18 protein-coding genes are annotated in these 20,470 nt (G+C 46.9%); 1 reads left to right on the top strand and 17 read right to left on the bottom strand.

Going from position 1 to position 20,470, the window contains the following annotated elements; genetic code table 11:
• Positions 1-60 precede the first annotated feature (60 nt).
• From ACTNC6_RS10875 to ACTNC6_RS10825, 11 genes are all read right to left on the bottom strand, one after another.
• A complete protein-coding gene (locus ACTNC6_RS10875; RefSeq protein WP_441029870.1) occupies positions 61-816 on the bottom strand; it encodes a lysostaphin resistance A-like protein in 756 nt (251 codons plus the stop codon).
• 48 nt (positions 817-864) lie between these two features.
• A complete protein-coding gene (locus ACTNC6_RS10870) occupies positions 865-1,764 on the bottom strand; it encodes an alpha/beta fold hydrolase (protein ID WP_441044090.1) in 900 nt (299 codons plus the stop codon).
• 40 nt (positions 1,765-1,804) lie between these two features.
• Complete coding sequence (locus ACTNC6_RS10865) at positions 1,805-2,632, bottom strand: alpha/beta fold hydrolase (RefSeq protein ID WP_441044089.1); 828 nt, start codon at positions 2,630-2,632, stop codon at positions 1,805-1,807.
• A gap of 6 nt (positions 2,633-2,638) precedes the next feature.
• Positions 2,639-3,799 (bottom strand): linear amide C-N hydrolase, encoded by a 1,161-nt coding sequence (locus ACTNC6_RS10860; RefSeq protein WP_441044088.1) that lies wholly within the window; start codon positions 3,797-3,799, stop codon positions 2,639-2,641.
• A gap of 165 nt (positions 3,800-3,964) precedes the next feature.
• Positions 3,965-4,096: a hypothetical protein gene (locus ACTNC6_RS10855; protein ID WP_441044087.1), complete on the bottom strand. Its 132-nt coding sequence runs from the start codon at positions 4,094-4,096 to the stop codon at positions 3,965-3,967.
• A 27-nt stretch (positions 4,097-4,123) separates the two neighbouring features.
• A complete protein-coding gene (locus ACTNC6_RS10850; protein ID WP_441044086.1) occupies positions 4,124-4,891 on the bottom strand; it encodes an EFR1 family ferrodoxin in 768 nt (255 codons plus the stop codon).
• A gap of 193 nt (positions 4,892-5,084) precedes the next feature.
• A complete protein-coding gene (locus ACTNC6_RS10845; RefSeq protein ID WP_441044085.1) occupies positions 5,085-5,681 on the bottom strand; it encodes a TetR/AcrR family transcriptional regulator in 597 nt (198 codons plus the stop codon).
• 282 nt (positions 5,682-5,963) lie between these two features.
• Positions 5,964-7,238 carry a recombinase family protein gene (locus ACTNC6_RS10840; protein WP_441044084.1) on the bottom strand — a complete coding sequence of 425 codons (1,275 nt, stop codon included), beginning with the start codon at positions 7,236-7,238 and terminating at the stop codon, positions 5,964-5,966.
• A complete protein-coding gene (locus ACTNC6_RS10835; RefSeq protein ID WP_441044083.1) occupies positions 7,223-8,728 on the bottom strand; it encodes a recombinase family protein in 1,506 nt (501 codons plus the stop codon). Before ACTNC6_RS10835 ends, ACTNC6_RS10840 begins: the two co-directional genes overlap by 16 nt.
• A 194-nt stretch (positions 8,729-8,922) precedes the next feature.
• A complete protein-coding gene (locus ACTNC6_RS10830; RefSeq protein ID WP_441044082.1) occupies positions 8,923-9,168 on the bottom strand; it encodes a hypothetical protein in 246 nt (81 codons plus the stop codon).
• 10 nt (positions 9,169-9,178) lie between these two features.
• Positions 9,179-9,433, bottom strand: coding sequence for a hypothetical protein (locus tag ACTNC6_RS10825; protein ID WP_441036648.1), 255 nt, complete (start codon positions 9,431-9,433; stop codon positions 9,179-9,181).
• 85 nt (positions 9,434-9,518) lie between these two features.
• On the opposite strand from ACTNC6_RS10825, the gene ACTNC6_RS10820 reads away from it, so the two are divergent.
• Entirely contained in the window at positions 9,519-11,501 is a 1,983-nt protein-coding gene (locus tag ACTNC6_RS10820; RefSeq protein WP_441044080.1) for a DNA polymerase, read from the top strand.
• A 59-nt stretch (positions 11,502-11,560) separates the two neighbouring features.
• Here the strand turns inward: ACTNC6_RS10820 and ACTNC6_RS10815 are convergent, their stop codons facing one another.
• The 6 genes from ACTNC6_RS10815 to ACTNC6_RS10790 form a co-directional block, all read right to left on the bottom strand.
• A complete protein-coding gene (locus tag ACTNC6_RS10815; RefSeq protein WP_441036840.1) occupies positions 11,561-12,565 on the bottom strand; it encodes a type II TA system antitoxin MqsA family protein in 1,005 nt (334 codons plus the stop codon).
• Between the two features lie 17 nt (positions 12,566-12,582).
• Positions 12,583-12,927 (bottom strand): type II toxin-antitoxin system MqsR family toxin, encoded by a 345-nt coding sequence (locus tag ACTNC6_RS10810; protein WP_087199339.1) that lies wholly within the window; start codon positions 12,925-12,927, stop codon positions 12,583-12,585.
• Between the two features lie 84 nt (positions 12,928-13,011).
• Entirely contained in the window at positions 13,012-13,752 is a 741-nt protein-coding gene (locus tag ACTNC6_RS10805) for a hypothetical protein (RefSeq protein WP_441044079.1), read from the bottom strand.
• An 8-nt stretch (positions 13,753-13,760) separates the two neighbouring features.
• Complete coding sequence (gene mcrC, locus ACTNC6_RS10800) at positions 13,761-14,801, bottom strand: 5-methylcytosine-specific restriction endonuclease system specificity protein McrC (protein WP_441044078.1); 1,041 nt, start codon at positions 14,799-14,801, stop codon at positions 13,761-13,763.
• Complete coding sequence (locus ACTNC6_RS10795) at positions 14,798-17,299, bottom strand: AAA family ATPase (protein ID WP_441044077.1); 2,502 nt, start codon at positions 17,297-17,299, stop codon at positions 14,798-14,800. Before ACTNC6_RS10795 ends, mcrC begins: the two co-directional genes overlap by 4 nt.
• A 24-nt stretch (positions 17,300-17,323) precedes the next feature.
• The gene (locus tag ACTNC6_RS10790; protein ID WP_441044076.1) at positions 17,324-20,464 is read right to left on the bottom strand and encodes a type I restriction endonuclease subunit R; all 3,141 of its coding nucleotides are present in this window, start codon (positions 20,462-20,464) and stop codon (positions 17,324-17,326) included.
• Positions 20,465-20,470 lie beyond the last annotated feature (6 nt).

Below are 20,470 nucleotides of genomic sequence, written 5' to 3'. Positions count from 1 at the left end.
AGCAGGCTGATCGCAGCTCCCGCATAGTAAGTACATGACCTGATACTTTTTCATCGGTTTTCACCTGCCTTTCATAGCCGGTTCCCTTTTGCGAGCAGTTATTCGGAACAGATAGAGGAAATAGACCAGCAAGACGATAAACTGTACCGCACCCAGAAATATCTCAAACTGAGCGGAAGCCTCCCCGCTGATGAAGGAACAGAAGTCATGCAGAGCGTGGAGCAGTACGCAGGGGAGAAGACTGCCGCTTTCAGCGAAAATCAGGGCAAATACCATCCCGTAGACCAGAGCGAAGCAGATCTGGAGAACTGTTTCCCCCAATTCTGCACCGCCAGCTATGTTCAGGAGATGGCTGAACCCGAATAGAACAGATGAGATTATCATTGCCTTTCCCACGCCGCGCTCCAACCACAGGCCGCAGATGATGCCCCGAAAGAAGATTTCCTCCGCCATACCGATTCCAAGCGTCAAAAACAAGTTTGCTAAAATCAATGCCGCACCACCGTTAAAGTTTATTCCCGCCGTAAAAGGGGAAAGGGCAATGAGCAAAAGCGGCGAAAAATAGAGCATTCTCTTCGCTGCCCCTTTTTCCGCACTGCGAAATCCCAGCTTTAAGATTCCTTTGTATCGGATGATGGAATTCGCCAATGTGATAATCACAAGCCCCCAGATTACAGCACCCCTGATCAGCGCGGAGGGAATGCCCTCTATTCCCGTGATCACCACGATTGCTCCTTGCGCGAAAAAGAACAACAGCAGCACAAGCATTGCCCCGGCGGTTTTCAGTACGATTCTGTCTTTCCGTTTCATTTTCATTTTGAGCCTCCTGTCCCATTCCCCGGCAATGTGCCAAAAGAAGTTCTGTCAATGCGATCTGTCTTCCACAAAATCGGAAACCGCTTCTTTGATTTCCTCTGCGTGTCCTGTCAGCAAATGCCCGCCGCTTTCAAAGGAAATGAACGTGCAATTTGGGAATCTTGCTACCGCCCTCTCCGTTTCGGCGTAGCTTGCCAGCTTATCGTCCTTTGCGTGGAAAATCAGCGTGGGAACCTGTAAATCCTCAATCGGATACTCCCCAAAGTTCCTTGCCATATCGGGGTTGGTAACGGAAGCATCCAGTATCACGCCGACTTTTCTGTCGTTTATGGGTAGCATACTGTAAATGGTGGACTGCTCCATCCCCATGATCGGCTCAAACATAGGGCTTAACAGGAACATGACGTAATCGTTGCACAGGAACGGGGGCGGTCCGGCATATTCGGCATATTTCTCCGGCTTCTCCACAGGCGGCATGGCGGAGCAGTATAAAATCAGACCCTTCGTGCGCTGGGGATAATCAAGGGCAAATCGGATCGCGACGCTGCCGCCTGCCGATGTGGCCAGAAGGTGCACCTTGTCAATGCCCAGCTTGTCCAGCAGCTCCACATAGGCCGCCGCCTGACTGGCGGGCGTTCCGTCGCCGGAAACGTCGCTTCCCAGGTATCCGAACCGTGAGGGAGCGATGATCCGATAGTCGGAGCAAAAGTCCTTACAGGTGTCATAAGCCTGGTCATAGCCGCCGAAAATGCCGTGGACGGATAAAATCACCTCGCCCTCACCCGAATCGACATAGACCATATCGCCGTAGCTTAATGCCGCCGTCTGAGCATTGTAAGCGGCAAGACGGTTTTTGCTTTCCCTCACCGCCGCGCCGCATCGTATCCCCTGGACAATGAAATACATTGCCAGGGCAAGGAATACTCCCCCCACTATGTAACTCCACATTCGCTTACACCTTCTCTTTTCAGTCACTGATTTCGTAAAATCAAGCCTCCAGACACTTCGCCCGCTGAGCCAGCTGTTCGATCAGCCGGTTTACGATTTCCGGCTGGTCGGTGTTGGAGTTGTGTCCGGCGTCTTTGATCCATTCCAGCGGTATGCCAGAATTTTTATGCCACGCCTTGTTGTATCGAACACAAGATCCCGCCTTGTCCTGTTCGCCGCAGATGAGCAGGGCGGGGCATTTGATTTCATAGGGCAAATCCCGTTCCACAGCCTCGGCAAGGATTCGGAAGCCGTGACCGGCAATCTTTGCGTAGCGCTCCTGGTCGCCGTCATACACCAGCATCAGGTCCCGCATCAGGTTCCTTCCGTATTCCGACAGGGCGACGCCCTTTGTCCCGGACTTTAAGAGGGCCTTCCACGGATAGTAGCGATAGACTGGCTCCATTCGTTTCAGCAGCCAAAGCTCCGGCTCTGTCATATACTTTCGTTGCAGCGGCGCGGAGTCGATGGACACAAAGCCCTTCAGCTTTTCGTGGTAAGTTTGCGCATACGCCTGTCCCACATAGCCGCCCATAGACTGCCCCACGATAACGGGTTTTGTGATCCCCTCCTGCTCCAGAATTCCGTCCAGCCACCTTGCCTTGTCCATCAAATCGAAGGCAAAGGCAAAGGGCCAGGAGGCGGCGTGGCCGGGGGCGTCCCACACAAGGACATTGTATTTCCCCTCAAAATACACGATTTGTTTCTCAAACAACCGGTGATCCGCCGTCAGACCGGGCAGAAACACCAACGTTATTGCGTCCGGTGAAATCAGATGCACCCAATAATGGATTTTGCCCAATGGTGTCGAATATGTTTTCTCGTTCATACTTCCTCACTCTCCCTTTTTGCACCAATCCTTTTGTCCCAGGGAGAGGGTGTAGGGATGCGCCCAGTCCTCGGTGTCGTAGAAAGTGGCGGTCAATTCCAGCTGGTCATAGACGCAGCTCCAGCAGGTTTTCTCTCCGCCGTTCTCGCCGGGGAAGTTGCTCTGCGCCACAGCCGCCAGGGCGGCGCGAACGTCCTCGGCGGTCATTACACCCTTTGCCGCATTCCGCCGCTGGGTGAGCGTGTTAAAACGCACATAGGACTGGCCGCTGCCGGAGGTGCCGTCGTCCCCGTGGAGATAGAAGTTGGTCACCACCGGGGTGTCGGTCACTACCATCTCACCGTTTTTCCACTCCACCGCCACGCTCCGCCCGGCAGCGTCAGAGAGGGAGAAGTGCTGCGCCCGGCCCAGAGAAAAGTGCATATCATACTGCGAAAGCAATTCCAACGCTTCCTCTACATTCGCCGCCTTGTCCAGCAGCAGCCGCAGACCGGAGACAATGGTAATGTCGGGCTTATCGGTATTCTGGTCGACACCCTCCTCGTGGCTCACCATGAGATCAGCCACGCACAGGCCCTTTTCGTTCATGCCGTCCAGGATAGCGTAGACGGAAGCCAGCGCCATGAACTTATCGCCCATGCTTCCATCGGGCTTCCAGTCCTCCCCAAAGCCCAGGAAGTCCAAATTGCAGGTGGCAATGGACTCATAGCCATTCTTGGGGATGGTATGTACCAGCATTTTGTCACATTCTTCCCAGTCGAAGTTGCGGCCAAAGAGGGCCGCACCGTCGGGACTTGTCACCGCGACGGTGGAGCAGCCGTAGTTTCCCCCGGCGGTGGAGGTGTCCGGCTTCCAGAAGCCGTGAGAGAGGAATGAGGCGATGTAGTCTCCCATCTCGGCGTCGCTTTTTGCCCCGCCCTGCTCCAGAAAGCCATCGAAGCCATAGTCTCCCTTATATTCCATACTCCACAGATGATCATCCAGCTTCTCGATGGTCATGGCCGCCGTGAGCTGGGTGCCGAACATGGTCCACGCTCCCGCAAGGGCTGCAATCAGCACAGCCGCAATAACAAGAAGCGCGATTATCGCCTTTCCAAGTCTTTCCGAGGAAGACGAGTCCGCTTCGTTCGATTTACAAAGCTCTTTTTCCGAAACGATCATTTTCATATACTCCTTCCTTGCCCATCGGGGCGCATTTATCATTTTATTCTGTACCTGCTTATATCGTAAGTCATCGTCGTGTAAACGAGAATTTATCTTACCCTTGCCATATAGTAATCCAATTGGTTCATCAAACTCCAGAATTGTTCTGCTTCATCCACGGATAGTGTTCTATACTCCATTTTCATATCCTCGCAAATTTTGATTTTCCGGTGAGCCACTCATCTCTTGAAATTGCAAACACACCGGCTTTTCATTGCCCTCATCCGAAAATGCATCTACCATCCCAATTTCTCTATCCATAAAGCCGCTTTCCGCCCTCATGCACTTTCACTCCCCAGAGCCGTATTTTTCAAACCGGCACTGCTCTATTACCTCGTCCCCGAGCAGCGTGATGGCCTTTTGGGGACAGCGGCTGATACAGCGGTAACACATGGTACACCGGTCTTCCGCGGTGGCTTTCCCGTCTCGCAGGGAGAGATTTTTCGTAGGGCATAAAGAGACGCACAGCCCGCAGCCCACGCATTTTTCGCTGATTTTCAGCTTGTCTGTGTATCCCGCCGTCTTGCCGTAAAACCACAGCCGCTGTCCAAAAAGTCCCTTCAGGTGGGAAAAGAAGGACAGCCCGTCCTGGGGGTAGTTTCCTTGCTTGATCTGCCGTGCGGCAGCTTCTATCTTTTGGTCGGCCTGACGGACGATCTCCCGGTTTTCCTCTGGCGTTTTCTTCAGCAGTTTGCTGTCGCAGACGGAATCCGGCATTTTGATCTGCAAACCGCCGAGTATTGTTGCCCCGCGTTTTCTTAAAATTCGAGCCGTACATCCTGTTCCATCACCGCTGAAAAGCCCCATCGTATTGACGCAAAAGACCTTTTTCCCATTCCATAGAGAAGAATGATTTTTAATAAAATCACGCACTATGATAGGGGCATTGGAAAACTGCGTCGGGTAGCCCAGCACAATGATGTCATGCTTTGTCAATATTTGAATCATCTCTGTATGTTCTAACGGAAAACTCTGAGCAGATACGTCCAACAGTTTGACTAACTTTTCGACACAATGTTTTGTATTTCCAGTTCCGCTAAAATAGATTCCAATCATGAACGCATCTCCTTCCTTAAATGGGAATTTGCTTTTTTACAGTGCGGTTACCCAAAAACATACTGCTGAAATTGCATAAAGCGGTGTCATAATATCTTTTCATTTTCATCTACACAATGCCTATATTTGCTTTTACACATTCCGTAATTTCCTGTCATTCATCTGTTCACTAGTGATGGTTTGAACTATCAACTTACTTCATCCCATAAATTTCAACAAAATGTGACAGATGCACACCTATCTGCGTCCACATTTCGTCCGTCCTGTCAGGCTCCCGGTCTGCAATCTCTATCATCACTGTTACCGGTGCAACAATTTCTAAAGCAAGCAGATTGGCATCAAACCTACGAATCAGTTTCTTTTCCATCAGTTTATCTAACATCAGTGCATACATTTTCTGATTTCCGGTCAGCTGGTGCTTTGATGTAAGTGCCGCAATCTTTTCATTTCTATACTGCTCCTTCGCACAAAATCTTCTGACCTTTTGTATCTGTGGATCCTTCATTGTGAATCCAACTCGTCTCAGACAATCTTCCTTGAATTCATCCAGCGATTCCGGTATCTTATCCAAATTAGAGCTATTTCCGAAATTCTCATCATATTTTTGTTCCATCATGGTAATCAGAGAATCGAGAATGTCTTCCTTGCCCTTATAATGCGCATATATAGATGGACCTTTTATTCCCACAGCTTCTGCAATTAAATCAATGGATGTCTGGTCATATCCCTTTTGTGAAAATAAATCAAGTGCCGCTAAAAGTATTCTGTCCTTTGTTTTTATCCTTTCCATTTCGTTTTCTCCAATCTTCATATACCTAATATCCGTTAGGGATATTATACCTAGTATCCGTTAGGAAGTCAATATACCATATATAAAATAAGTCACAGCAAGCTTTCATCCTTGTTGTTCAATATGAACGATACGAGAAAAAGGCATCCAGCAAAACTGCCAGATGCCCCTTTCGAATCGTATTTCTTCATATTAAATTGTAATCTCAATCCCACCCCGGAAGACTACCGTGCTGCCTTTCTCATCAATGCGGATGTGATCCGCCAAACCGCCCCACAGTTCTCAGCGAAACTCTGTCTGTTCTCCTGTCAAATCTTCCAGCTTAGTGATGAAGTTCGTGAGTATCTCCTTCGTGTCATTCTTTTCCTGGATGAGTGCCTCCAGTTCCTGAAATCGGCTGTGCTTTTCAGCATACAAGGTGCGGAGTTTCTTTTCTTTCTCTGCCTGCTCCGTCTGATCCAGGGCTACACTTGCATTCTTCTGGATGAGGTTCGAAAGGTTCTCTGCGATAATTCTCAGTTCCTGTTTCAGCCGTTCCTGCTCTGCGCCAAGGGAATCTATCTGGCAGACCGTTTCAATCAACTCCTGCAGGTTCTCTATTGTTTCCTCTTTCGCCTCCACCAGGGCATTCAGTGCCTTGAGGAACAGCTTCTTGATTTCTACCTCGCTCAAATACGGTGTGTTGCAGGGCGGGGTGTCTTTGCCGTACTTCCGATTGCAGCGGTAGATGACCTTCCGGTACTTGTCGGTGGAATGCCACACCTTGGAACCGTACCATCCACCGCAGCACCCACACTTGATTTTGTTTGAGAAAATGCTCACTCCGCTGTACCGACCGTTCTGTTCCCGGCGGGCAAGTTCTGCTTGTACAAAATCAAACTGGGCAGGGGGAATGATGGCTTCATGGTGTTCCTCCACATAATACTGGGGAATTTCGCCGTTGTTAGTCTTTCTCTTCTTCTGCAGGAAGTCCGTGGTGTACTGTTTCTGGAGGAGTGCATCCCCACGGTACTTCTCGTTGGTAAGGATCGATTTCACCGTGCTGATGTGCCACCTGTCCTTGCCGGAAGGTGACTTGATGCCCCGGCTTTCCTCCTGTGCCAGGGAACTCATGATGGTTATCATCAACTCGCCCTTGGCATCCAGCGTCCAGATGTTCTCCTTCTCGAAATAGACCTCAATGCCTTTATCCTTCAGCTTTCGGATGGTGGTCAGGCTGTCCACCGTGTTTCGTGCAAATCGGCTTACCGACTTGGTAATGATGAGGTCAATCTTACCATCAAGGGCATCTTCCACCATCTGATTGAATCCGTCGCGCTTTTTGGTGTTCGTGGCGGTGATACCCTCATCCGAATACATCCCCACAAACTCCCAATCCTCATGACCTTCAATGTAGGTCTTGTAGTAGGTCATCTGCGCCTCGTAGCTGGTTGCCTGTTCCTCACGATCCGTGGATACTCGTGCATATCCGGCTACCTTCTTTTTCCTTCTGACTGCCACCGGCTCCGATGTGAACTGGTTGAGGGTAGCATGTATTTTTCTTACTTTCTTTGCCATGTCTTTACCGTCCCATCCTTATATTCAAAACCTACCTGGGTGTCAGAAATAATCACCCGGTCAATGTCTGCGGATACTTTCGCCTGGAAGTTCTCTCCGAGAAGGCTTTCTGCCGCCTCAAGAAGTTCACTTTCCGGCAGGCGTTTCATTTGGCACTGTGTTCTCGGCTGGGAGCAGCACCAGATCTTTGTTTTCTTCTTACCGTAATTGTCCCTTTCACACTTGCATCCGCAGGAACCGCACCAGACTTTATTGGTGAAAGCATTCTGGCCCCGGCGGCCGCTAAACTGCCGGATGATGGATTTCCTGTTTCCGTTCTGCAGTGAAAACTCAATGCGGTCGCTGTAAAGGGTCACTTGCTGTATTTCCTTTGAGAAAACACTCTCATCAATGGAGCCGCCCAGAACTGTCTTCGCAGCCGCTGTGAGTTCTGTTTCCCAAATCGGTCGGCACTCGCATTGCTCCATGCCTTTCCGCTCTCTTGTGTTGCAGACCCACCGCTTTCTTCCTCCGCTGGTTCTCCGGTTGACACCGCATCCGCAGTATCCACACTTCACTTTGCCGGAGAATGCTGTAAGGTTTTCCTGATTGTTCGGATACTGCTCCGATCTCTGCTGCCGGATTTCCAATGCCTTCTGGTAATCTTCCTCTGATACCAAAGGCTCGAACATCTCATCCACCAGATACATGGGAAGTTCACCTTTGTTCTTTCTGCGGATGTGACCTTCGGTGAAGAAGTTCTTCTGAAGGACCATCGTTCCAGTGTAGGACTGGCTTGAAAGTATCTCCTTGATGGTTGTCTGCTCGATCGGCATTCCCATCTGCCCGGTCACACCTCGCTCTGCAAGGGTCTTTGCAATGCCATAGGCTGATTCCCCGGCAAGGTACCTTCTGTAGATTTCCTTCACCACCTCGCCCTGTTCGGGGATGATGCGGAACATCTCTCCGTCCCATTCATAGCCGTAGGGTGCTTTGTGGCCGTTTGGGATACCTTGCTCAAACCGCTTTCTGGTAGCCCATTTGATATTCTCTGAAATGCTCCGGCTTTCTTCCTGTGCAAAGGATGCAAGCAGCGTAAGCATCAATTCTCCGTCTTCTGAAAGGGAGTTGATCTTCTCCCGTTCAAAGTAAACCGCTATTCCCAGGTCTTTCAGATGTCTGGTCGTATTCAGGCAATCAACCGTGTCCCTGGCAAATCGGCTGATGCTCTTTACCAGCACCATATCGATTTTTCCTGCATCGCAGTCTGCCACCAGACGGTTGAATCCATCTCGGTGTGCTTTACTCGTTCCTGTAATACCCTGGTCAACATAGACCCCTGCGTATTCCCATTCGGGGTTATTCTGAATGAGGGGGTTGTAGTAGCTGACCTGTGCTGACAGGGAATGCAGCAGCACCTCACATTCCTCGGAGACACGGGCATAAGCAGCAACTCGCTTCTTGCGCTTTAGCCGCGTCACACCCGGCGTGATTTGTCTGATTCTTGGCATGAAACCACCTCCTTTCGCAGTGACATATTCCCGTAATAACCGCACTGTATCAAGTCTATATTGGAGAATAATGTGCCGAATATCGGACGGTATTTTTCTTGCATCCTCCGCAGCATCCGCACTTGATTCTGTTGGATAAAATACTCACGCCACTATACCGACCATTCTAAAGCACTGGCTTTTCCATAAACTCGTTACCAAATGAAAACAAATATAATGAATAGTAAGCAACAAATTAATAAACCTAACCACCCGAAATCTCGTTGTTTTTCTATCTCCATGGTTTTCTTTTTCATTTGTCTTTTTGTTTTTTCAAGTTGACAGGCAGCATCTATTCTTTCCATTTTCATCAGTAATTCCAATGAACACATCCGCTTTTCTGCTTCCTGTTGCTTTTTCAGTGCCTCTTCAACAGCCTCCACAGAAGACTGTACTACCATTTTCTCCAGTTTAGAGTTCCGGTCCTGTACGTCTCTTATTTTTTCTTCGAACTGCTCTTGCTCTTTCCTGCTCAGCAGCCCGTTCCTGTTCCGAAGATCGTCGTTGCTTCTCTGCAGCGACAGATTGATATTCTGCGTTCTGGACAATTCGGTTTGCAGTTTCTGATTTTCCTCGGTTAGCTTCTGAAGCTCGTCTTGTAGCTTCTGATTTTCGGATGAGATCTTCTGAAGATTTTCTCGAAGCTCCCGCATCCGTTCCAGACATTTCTGGATATTTTCCTGATCCTTTCTTTGTATTTCCAGAAGTCTGTCCCTTCTGCCGCTTCTCTTTTCATAGAAAGGACAATGAGATGAAAGAAATGTCAATCGACTTAGAAACTTACAGCGACGTGAACATCACCAAGTGCGGTGCCTACAAGTACGCTGAGTCTGATGAATTTGAGATACTGCTTTTCGGAGTCTCGATAGATAGCGGACCCATCACGGTGTATGACCTTGCCTGCGGCGATACTATCCCGAAAGAGATCCTTGCAGCATTATCTGATGAGAATGTAACCAAGTGGGCTTTCAATGCTTCCTTTGAGCGCATCTGTCTCTCCAACTGGCTGAAGAAGCATCGTCCGGAATATTTCACCGGCTACAGCATCCCGGAGGATCCCGCCGGTCAGTATCTGGATCCGGCATCCTGGAAATGCACTATGATCTGGTCAGCCTATATGGGACTGCCGCTCTCGTTGGAAGGTGTCGGAGCTGTCCTGAAGCTGCAGGATCAGAAGCTTAAAGAAGGCAAAGACCTGATCCGCTATTTCTGCAGCCCTTGTAAACCAACCAAAAGCAATGGCGGACGCACCCGGAACCTTCCGGAACATGATCCGGAAAAGTGGTCACTCTTCAAATCCTACAATAAACGTGATGTGGAAGTTGAAATGGCAATACAGAAGCGCCTGTCGAAATACCCGATCCCGGACTTCATCTGGGATGAATATCATCTCGATCAGGAGATCAACGACAGAGGAATCGCCCTAGATATGGATGTGGTGGAAAACGCTATAAACTTTGATGAACGTTCCAAAGCTGTCCTCTCTGAAACCATGCAGGATATCACTGGCGTAGAGAATCCGAACAGTGTGGTTCAGATGAAGGCCTGGCTCTCTGAGAACGGCGTGGAAGCAGAATCACTCGGAAAGAAGGATGTAGCAAAGCTGATCGGCGATACTGACGGTCAGGTGGAAGAAGCGCTTCGGCTCCGCCTTCAGCTGGCAAAATCATCCGTGAAGAAATACCAGGCCATGCAGAATGCTGTCTGCAAGGATGGCAGAGCCCACGGCATGTTCCAGTTCTACGGAGCCAACCGCTCTGGCAGATGGGCAGGCAGATTGATTCAGTTACAGAACCTTCCGCAGAACCACATGCCGGATCTTGCAGAAGCCAGAGCCATTGTGAAAGCCGGCGATTATGATACTGTGCAGCTGCTCTATGATGATATTCCAGACACGCTGTCACAACTGATCCGGACAGCCTTTGTGCCCCGTCCCGGATACAAGTTTATTGTCAGCGACTTCTCTGCCATCGAAGCCAGAGTGCTGGCCTATCTTGCCGGTGAGACCTGGCGCTCTAAGGTATTTGCGGAAGGCAAAGATATCTATTGTGCCTCTGCCAGTCAGATGTTCGGCGTTCCGGTTGAAAAGCATGGGATTAACGGTCATCTCCGTCAGAAGGGAAAAATCGCAGAATTGGCTCTCGGATACGGCGGCAGCGTCGGTGCCTTGAAGTCGATGGGAGCCTTAGATATGGGACTGACCGAGGAAGAGCTCCAGCCGCTGGTCAACTCCTGGCGGAACTCCAACCCGATGATCACCGCCTTCTGGTGGGACATCGACCGTGCGGTCAAGACTACGATCACGCAGCGCATCCAGACTGAAGTGCGCGGGATCCGCTTCTTTTATAAAAGCGGTATGCTCTTCATCAAACTTCCGTCAGGCCGCCTGCTCTCCTACGTTAAGCCCCGTATCGGAGAAAACCAGTATGGTGGCGAATCTGTAACCTATGAAGGAGTCGGCTCCACAAAGAAGTGGGAACGTATCGAATCCTACGGTCCAAAGTTCGTGGAGAATATCGTCCAGGCCGTCAGCCGCGACATCCTCTGCTACGCCATGAAAACTCTCCGGCACTGCTTTATCGTCGGCCACGTTCATGATGAGCTGATTATCGAATGCAGCCCTGATGTTGACCTGAGTGTGATTTGCAAGCAGATGGGCAGATCTCCGGACTGGATGCCGGACATCCTTCTCCGCGCCGACGGCTACGAAACCAATTTTTACAAAAAAGACTGAAAAAAATAGCGGCTTACCGGTTCATCGCCGGAGGCCGCTGCTTCAACTTTTTATTTACATCAATTCAATTGAATATCCATTGCGTATGCATAGGAAATAGTCTCTCCCGTCTTTGTGGCTTTATATCCCTTCTCCTTATGTGAGTAGTCGGAAATCTCCACTGATCCAAAGGTCTTAAACTTCTCGTATATACGGTTCAGTACTTCTATCTCTGCATCAGAAAGCACACCTTCAGGTATATCACACTCTGGAACTACCTGATGTTTTTCATAGCCGCCATCATAAAATACATCGATGTGGGCAATATGATCTGCTGCCATTTTTCCAAGAATCATATCAAAATGATCTGGCACTGGTCCATAAGGCAGATGCGCATATTTCAAGCCAGATATTGATACTCCATTTTCTTTATAGAAAATCATATCTGAGTAGTTGAGCAACTTCATAAGCTTTGTTTTTAGTAATTCAGTGCTCTTATTCGCAAAAAACAGAACCATGGCGCAGAGCTTCTCATAATCAAACCCCTTGAATCCATTTTCCTCACAAGGAACTCTGGAGAAAAACAAATCAAAGAACCGTCTACCAACTCGATATTCCGTATCTTGCTCAAGTTTATCAACAGTATCAAGCAGTTTTGCTTTTTGCCTTTCATCAAGGACAATCTCATTCTCCGTCAGATATGTCCTCATGTTTTCAGGCTCACGCAAGAATAGAAGAAGACTATTATGAGCCTTATCCTGGATAGAGCCATTCTCATATCTACAGATAGTCTTATCTCCCCAGTTCAAGAGCTTAGCAAAACTCCTCTGACTGAGCCCATACTGTTCTCTTATTTTCTTAATTTCCTCTGGCAGCAGAAGCTTATGCTTTCTACGGTATTCGTTGTATGCATTAATAAGCGTGGCATTATCAAATTCCTCACAATAGAACTCTTCTCCACACTCAGCACAAACCAATATCTGGGCATCAACTTCGATTGGCTCTCCACAAACATCATACGTTTCTTTCTTAAAAACTACCTTAGTCCCGACTTCTTTTCCACATTCCTCGCAATATTTCTTCATCGACGCCACCTCCTTTCCTAAGCAAAATCGTCCTCATGGAACGCAAGACATTTCAAGATATCCTCTCCGTTTTCCTGTACAATTTTTACCTTTACGTAAAACTGCATTCCATCAATGTTCTTCTTGAATTCCCATATGTCGCCAGGACGATTTGGATCGAAATCCTGCTTAGGGCCTTTGTAGTAATCACCGACAACAAGCCCTAAAATCTCATTCTTTGCATCTGCGATTGTAAGACCATGTTGCGCCAATGCTTGCATATTTTTTCTTCTTGGAACAAAATCGTATTTTCCTGCGGACAGCAGCTTCTTAACTTCTGTAAGATAACTGGCGATGTCCGTCGTGCTCGCTTGATTACTCACTCAGTCACCTCCGTGTACTTATATTATACTCAAGGTTCGTAAAAAGTCAAGAAAAATGCGGTCATATGACCGCATAAAGATGAATTACCTTTCTCGTGGCATCCTACACATACCTGTCTTTCCCCAAATTCCTTGATCCATACTGACAAATGCAGCTTTTATGTTTTCTCGATGCACATCCGATGCAGGAACTGCCAGATAATCTCTGACGGAACATTTCGGAAATGTAATCTTCAATATTCTCGATTCTGGCACCCCGGTTATTCCTCCAAGCTTTTCGCTGAGCTCACGGAAGTAAGCATCTTCCTGTTTTCTGCTCCGATGGTTATATATCAAAACGCTTTGCTTCTGTCTTATATAATCCGCCACCTCTTCATAAAATGTATACTTTATACTCTTAGCCGATCTTTTTCCTACCGACTTTACAAGCATACCGTTGTCCGGATCCATAAAGACAATATCCAACCCCTTTAATAAAACCAGAGCTCTCTTATGCCATTCATCGCGTCCGACAACAGTAACCGGTTCACTGTAATACCTTGCATTAGGAATGAAATCTCCTTTTTCCAAGCTCTTGATGGAGCGATTATTCGACTTTGCGATCTTTGTCAGCTGCTCTGCCAGTGAAGCATCGCATACCTGTAACTTTTCAGGGATTAGATATTTCCCATCTTCCTGCTTATATGTGCCATCCTCTTTTTTCTCTGTATCCATCGGTTCGACACGGTACCAATTCACCCCGACAGATAATCCCTGAGTCTGCAAAGCTTTGAGCAACCCAATCTTTCCAAAATCGCCGATGTCACCGGCATATCTATCCTGCATACAATCACCTACGCAGCTTCCCCGAAGAATTTCTCCGCAATCTCATTCAATTGGCTTTTGATCATATCGAAATCTCCGTCCAAATTCAACGTTCTCACTCCAATCTGATTTCCGCTCATACGGTATTCTTTCTCAGGATAGATTTCCTCATCCGTCCTTGCATACAGAAGCATCCCTGCGACCTTGTGTGGCTGCTCTGCCAGCTCTGCTTCTTTGTTCTTTACATAGGTGAATATCTGATACAGGTTTCCGGAATGAAGTGTGTTTTTATCATATTGACGTTGTGTCGTATGTGCATAATACTTCGCGTCAATAATCAGAGTTTTTTCATCCTTTGTCAGCATTATGTCTGTCTGCATAACTGGAAGCATGTCTCCAAAATCATCATCAAGCTGCCACGGGATCTGAGATGCATTAGCGGTCAGCTCCGGATGCTCTTTTCGATAATATTCCAAAATAAATTTCTCATACAGGCGGTGCATTCTTTGTTCATCTAGGAAATCCATCAGCTTCGTTGTACCATCGGATTGAGTCTGCAACAAACCCTTAAAAACGAGATAGCAGATGGAAATCAGCATACGGTATGTCTGATTATTACGGTTATACTGCATATTCCAATTCACAGAATAAAGATCAATAACGTCCACGTCCTCAAAGAAAACCATCAGTTTCCTCAGTTCCTTTTTCCTTGACTTGGATATGTCTCCTTTTAACAGAATAAGAACAGTGGATTTGATGATCCGATTCATAACAGAATTGACGGAAAAATCATCATACGAACAGATCATCTGCTTCTTCAAAAACGTTTGTGTTTTGATAGATTCAGAAATATCTAGTTTTCCCCGAAGTGATGATAAGGCCTCCGTTTGAGGTATGTATTCCTTCCCAAGGCCACGCTTCACCTGAGTGCTGATTCCTCTTGCAAGGATTGCAGCACACAGCTCAGCAGTATTATCAAATTCTTCTGTTGCTATATTCTTGTAGCCCTGCTCATTCAGAACCTGAAAAGCATAAGCAAGCATATAGTATATGTTCTGAATTCTTATCACTTAACAGCACTCCTTAGGTTGTCGCTCCATTCTTTGACCTTCAGTGGCTCATCAAACCAATACTCCTTCAGCATCGGGATCAGTTCGTATTCAACAATGCTCTGAAGCTTCTCATCAGTCACTTCATCTGGTTCTATATTACAGAAATAGCTATGACCAATGCAGAAGCCTTCACCCAGCGACTCATCCGCTGCGATCTTCTCGTTAAGGCTCTGTACACACCCGACAAGTGCCTCAAACTTTTTATTGTCGAGACCATCCCTATAAGCACGGAATCCTTCTGTCGTAAATCCCGGCTTCAAATCAAAGAATGCAAATCTTCTGCGTAAAGCGTAATCCAGCATTGCAAGACTTCGATCTGCTGTATTCATCATTCCTATAATGTAAACATTCTCCGGCACGTAGAACATTTCATCACGATACAATAGCTGCAGCTTGTTCTTGCTTCCGCGCTTATCGTTCTCAATCAGCATAAAGAGCTCACCGAAAATCTTGCTCAGATTTCCACGATTGATTTCATCGATGATGAAGAAATACTTATTATCACCGTCTCTCTCCGCCTTCTTACAGAAGTTATAGAAAGCGCCGGTTTTTATATCAAATCCGCCAGCAGACGGTCTGAATCCCATGATGAAATCCTCATAAGAATAACTTTGGTGAAACTGAACCATCATAACGCGGTCTACATCCTTCACCCCCATAATAGAATATGCAAGACGTTTTGCCACAAAGGTTTTACCCACACCAGGTGCTCCCTGAAGAATGATATTCAGCTTACTGTCAAGTACTCCGACGAGTTTGTAGTAGGACTCTTCATCCATATATACTTCATTCAGGAAGTCTTCAACAGAATACGCCGGATAATCGATAACCTTTGTATCCTCTTCTTCATCCTCAATACCGTCCTCGAAGAATCCTGATATTTTATTCGTAAAATCAGTGTAGTTTGTGACATCTGTCAGAGTCTTCATGGCAAACATTTCATCGCTCTGCCAACTACCTTTATGAGTCCACTTCACCTTGCGAATATTCGGATATTCTCCATCATGATTATCATCATACTCATAATCCGATTCTACGACTCCGCGTCCAAGGATCTCACTGCGACCACGCTTAGCAAAAATCACATCTCCAGGCTTAATATCATGAACAAACTGCCACACAGCATGTGCAGAATTCTTATATGATGAATCTCCACCATGAATATCTCTCAGCTTCTGAGCCATTTCATCCTTGCTGGCATATGTATTCAGATCACCAAGCTCATCCCAGCCAAGTCCCATAATTCCAGCGGAATAAAAATCTTCCCACATGGAAGCTCCCTCTCCCGGAGCATAAAGCCAATAGTGAACTGTCGCCACATCAGCGTCGCCAAGGGAATTCTTTTCTTTACTCTTCGCTGCATTATCCGCCACGCCGTTCTTGAATATCTCGGAGGCAAGTTCATCCGTCATCTCTACAGTCTGCCCCTTATCCGTCAACGTCCAGATACCATAAACCTTGTTATCTATATAGCCGGCCTTGACCAGATAACTCCTGGCAAAAGCCACCTCATTTTCAAACTTATTGACATTATTCTTACCGCGTGTTGCTTTTACTTCCTCATCCGAAAGGTTCTCATTCTCTATAATTCTCTTTCTTGTATCTTCAGGTGTAGCCGATCCTCCCAAATCACGCAAAGCCTGAATGACTGGCCTGAACCATCTTAAGAAAGCTGCGTTGGACTTCCCTGCCTTAGCTTCTTTTTCCATTTCACCGTTTTCAACGGATACAACCCACGCTTTGTAAGAAAGCTCAGGGAACGATGAATAGCCATACTCTCCAGAGTCTATTGCAGCTTGGCACTTGTCACGAATAGAAAGATATTTTTCAGCAGCAGGAACTGATTTCAGGCTTTTCATTTCCGCAACAACATTGGCAGATATATTATCCGGATTACTCATAAATTCTCTGTTTCGGGAATCAAGATTGATGAAAGTGTATGGACGGATCCAGTACAGCCCCATCGTAAGATTCCACCGAACAGCAAACTGAGACTTAACCTGATCATAGGCTGAAATAAATGCAGCTCTGCTCTCTTCAGAATCGCTCTCCGCTAGTTTGATGGCAGTTTCAAATGCAGTCCAAAGATTGTCTATATCGTCATCCTTGCGACGATCATCACCCTCAAACGCATAAAATGTAGCCATCATATTGTTCAGAACAGGAATTCCAGAAAAATCATCCGGACCCTCTGCTGCAATATTGAATTCAGCCTTGATTCCGCCGAGGATGCTTACACGGTTCGCGTCGGTGATGCCCTTATTAAACAATCCAAAGATGGTAAAAGGATCAATATCCTTTGGAATATTATCCTTTTCAAGCTTCGGAAGCTTCATTCCAATGTCGGAATACACTTTCTGAAGCTTCTCAATCAGAGAACCTCTGTCTGTTTTGTATTCCAATAGTTTTGTTGCAAACTCCATATAGAAGCTCACCCATTTGAATTGTTCTGCCATAATACCAGCCTCCTGTTATCTTTCTTACGCCGCCTGCTTATAGTGCGTATAAATATGTTCGTATATAGCCTTCCGGTATACTTCCAGCCGATCAAACATGCTGTCCGGAATCTCTTCATAAAGCACATTTCTGATCAGAATATCAACTGCTGCCCTGGTCTCCTGCTTATCCGTCCAGTGATCCATACCGGCGATTCTCTCTTTTATTTTCTGAAGCAGGTCTTTGGACATCTTCTTGGTCTTATCTATATCGCTCTTCGACAGATTCTCTGAGAAAAGCAGGTCATAAATCGACAGCTCTTCATCGCTGGAGAATCCTTCACGGGCGTATCTCTGTTCTTCCTCTGACATACTCTTTGCCAGATCCATGAGCTCCATAAAAGTCTTCTCTATAGTCGTCCGGTCCTGCTCCGCGTTATAGGTCTCGATGATTCCCATATAGCGGACATAATAATCAATGCGTGTCGGATTCACCGCCATCATCTTGGATAAGCGCTCCTGCACCAGATCATTCAGGTCTTTGATCATCAGATTCTTTCTCTTCACCTTTGCGAACTCTGCTGCCAGCAGATCAAAATCAATCTGACTGATATCAAAGCGACGGGATTCCACCAGGCCTTCGCCTTCCTGATGCTCGATCTCCACATTTTCATTGATTATATGGTTGATCTCCACCATCAGATCCGTCGTATCAATATGTTTACGCTTCTTCTGCATCTCCCGGAAAATAGCGCAGATAGCATCCGTCTGATCACGGACATCCTGCGTAATATCATTACGATCAAGATACTTAACCAGTCTGCTGATCTCATTCGCGTATGTATCAAATGATTTCTTAGTCTCCGGATCAGAGCACATTGCTTCCGCTCCGTCCTTAAGCAAAGCCATTTTCTTAAAATTTTCAGCCTTGATCAGCGCATCCAGGTCAAAATCATGCTCTGCCAGCAGCTGCTTTGCATCTGCGGCAGCTCTTATGATTTGCTGAATCAGTTCTTCTTTATTGACGGTCGGATCGATAGCATTCCGTCCGTTTTTATTTGCTGTATAATCATTCAGCGCCTTCTTCAAGGCTCCAACAATACCTATATAATCGATGATGAGACCGTTGCTCTTGCCGGCAGCAACACGGTTTGCCCTTGCGATTGTCTGCATCAACGTATGTGCTTTCAGCGGCTTATCCAGATACAGACAAGACAGCGACTTAACATCGAAACCGGTCAGCCACATCGCACAAACGAAAACAACACGGAAATTGCTGTCGGAATCCTTGAATTCCTTATCAAGTTCCCGCTTCTCCATTTTTGTCCTATGCGGCAGAATATCCAGATCCCACTTCTTAAAGGTCTGGATCTCATTCTGCTCCTGACTTATGACCACACACATTTCGGTGTCTTTCATCCATTTCAGCTTCCTGGACAGTTCCATCTGCTCCTGATCAGAAACGGTACTTGCAATCTTCTGTTCAAGTGCTTTGATTTCCTCCTGCCAGTATTCCTGTACGAAGTTGTACATACGGACACACGTGACCTTATTCAGGCAGACGAACATAGCCTTTCCTGTAGTCCACAGATCACTGTAATGCCCGACAAAATCCTTTGCGATTGCCCGCAGACGTGGCTCTGCTGTCAGAAGATGTACTTCCTTCTCAAATTCGTGCATTACCTTTTCAGCCTGATCCGGATTCAGATCGGCTTCTTCAATGGCATCCAGAATCTTATCCGTGATGTCCGGATTCTTGATCTCCTTTATCTTATCGCCACGGTTTTCGTAATAAAGCGGAACCGTAGCCTTATCTTCTACAGCGCGCTTAAAGTCGTATACGGAAATATAGCCACCGAATGTCCTGGCCGTAATCTCATTGGAGGATAACAGCGGTGTTCCGGTAAATCCGATGCGAGATGCTGTAGGAAGCAGCTTTTCAATATTATCAGCAAATACTCCATACTGGCTACGGTGGGCCTCATCCGAAATGATGAGGATATCATGATCGGGATAGATCGGCGGCTCATCCGGCTTATTAAACTTCTGGATCAGTGTGAATATAAAGCTCGGATTGCCCTTCAGTTTATTAACAAGATCCGTTCCGCTTGTCGCCATAAATTTCTTGCCTTCTGTCTTACCAAGAAGACCGCAAGCCTCAAAGGTACCGCAGATCTGCTTGTTCAGCTCATCACGGTCTGTCAATACAACAATCGTCGGAGATCCAGGGAATTTCCTGCGGATCTTCTGTGAAAGGAACAGCATAGAATAGCTCTTGCCCGATCCCTGCGTGTGCCAGAAAACGCCCAGCTTACCTTCACGAAGCTGGCGTTCTCCATATGCCTTCACTGCTTCATTTACTCCCAGATACTGATGGTTCCTTGCCAGAATCTTTACAGTCTTTCCATCGGAATGATCATAAAGAATAAAGTTCTCATACAGATCAAGGAAATTCTCCTTCTTGCAAATACCACGGAGCATGGTTTCCAGCGCCACGCTACCTTCATCGTCCTCGGACAGACGCTTCCACTCATGAAAGAATTCATATTTGCTGCCTAGTGTTCCAACCTTCGCCTCCATACCGTTGGAAAGCATAAGGAAGGCGTTATAATAGAACAGAAACGGGATGGTATCTTGGTAATCTGTGTAGTTATCTGTATAAGCATTCTCCACATCAACATCATTCCGCTTCAGTTCTATGAACAAAAGCGGCAGGCCATTTACAAAGCCAACGATATCTGTCCGTCTACGGTAAAGATCTCCGTGAATCTTCAGTTCCTTAACAGCAAGGAAATGATTATTATCAGGATCATTAAAGTCGATTACAATGGCCTTCTTTTCTTCTGTCTTTCCGTTTGGCTTCTTAACTGTTACAGGAATACCATCACGGATCATGAAATACTTCTCTTCGTTGATCTGAAGCAATGATGCTGACGATAGGTATGACGAAAGCGTTTGCCTTGCCTCTGTGATCTGTGCATCCGTAATCCACGGGTTCAGTTCCTTCAGAGCTTGGTTGAAGTATCTCCACAGAACTATCTCATGATAGTCCTTCCTGCCGAGAGTACCATTCTCCCCCAACACTTCCTGATTATAGGCAAAGATGACATCCCACCCCAGCTCATCATGCATAAGAGCTGCCGCGCTGTCTTGGACTAAAACATTTTCGGAGTATTCATATTTCATAAGGGA

This window comes from Blautia sp. HCP3S3_C4, from assembly GCF_052064095.1.
Taxonomy (GTDB): domain Bacteria; phylum Bacillota; class Clostridia; order Lachnospirales; family Lachnospiraceae; genus Blautia_A.
This window is presented reverse-complemented; position numbering and strand designations above follow the sequence as displayed.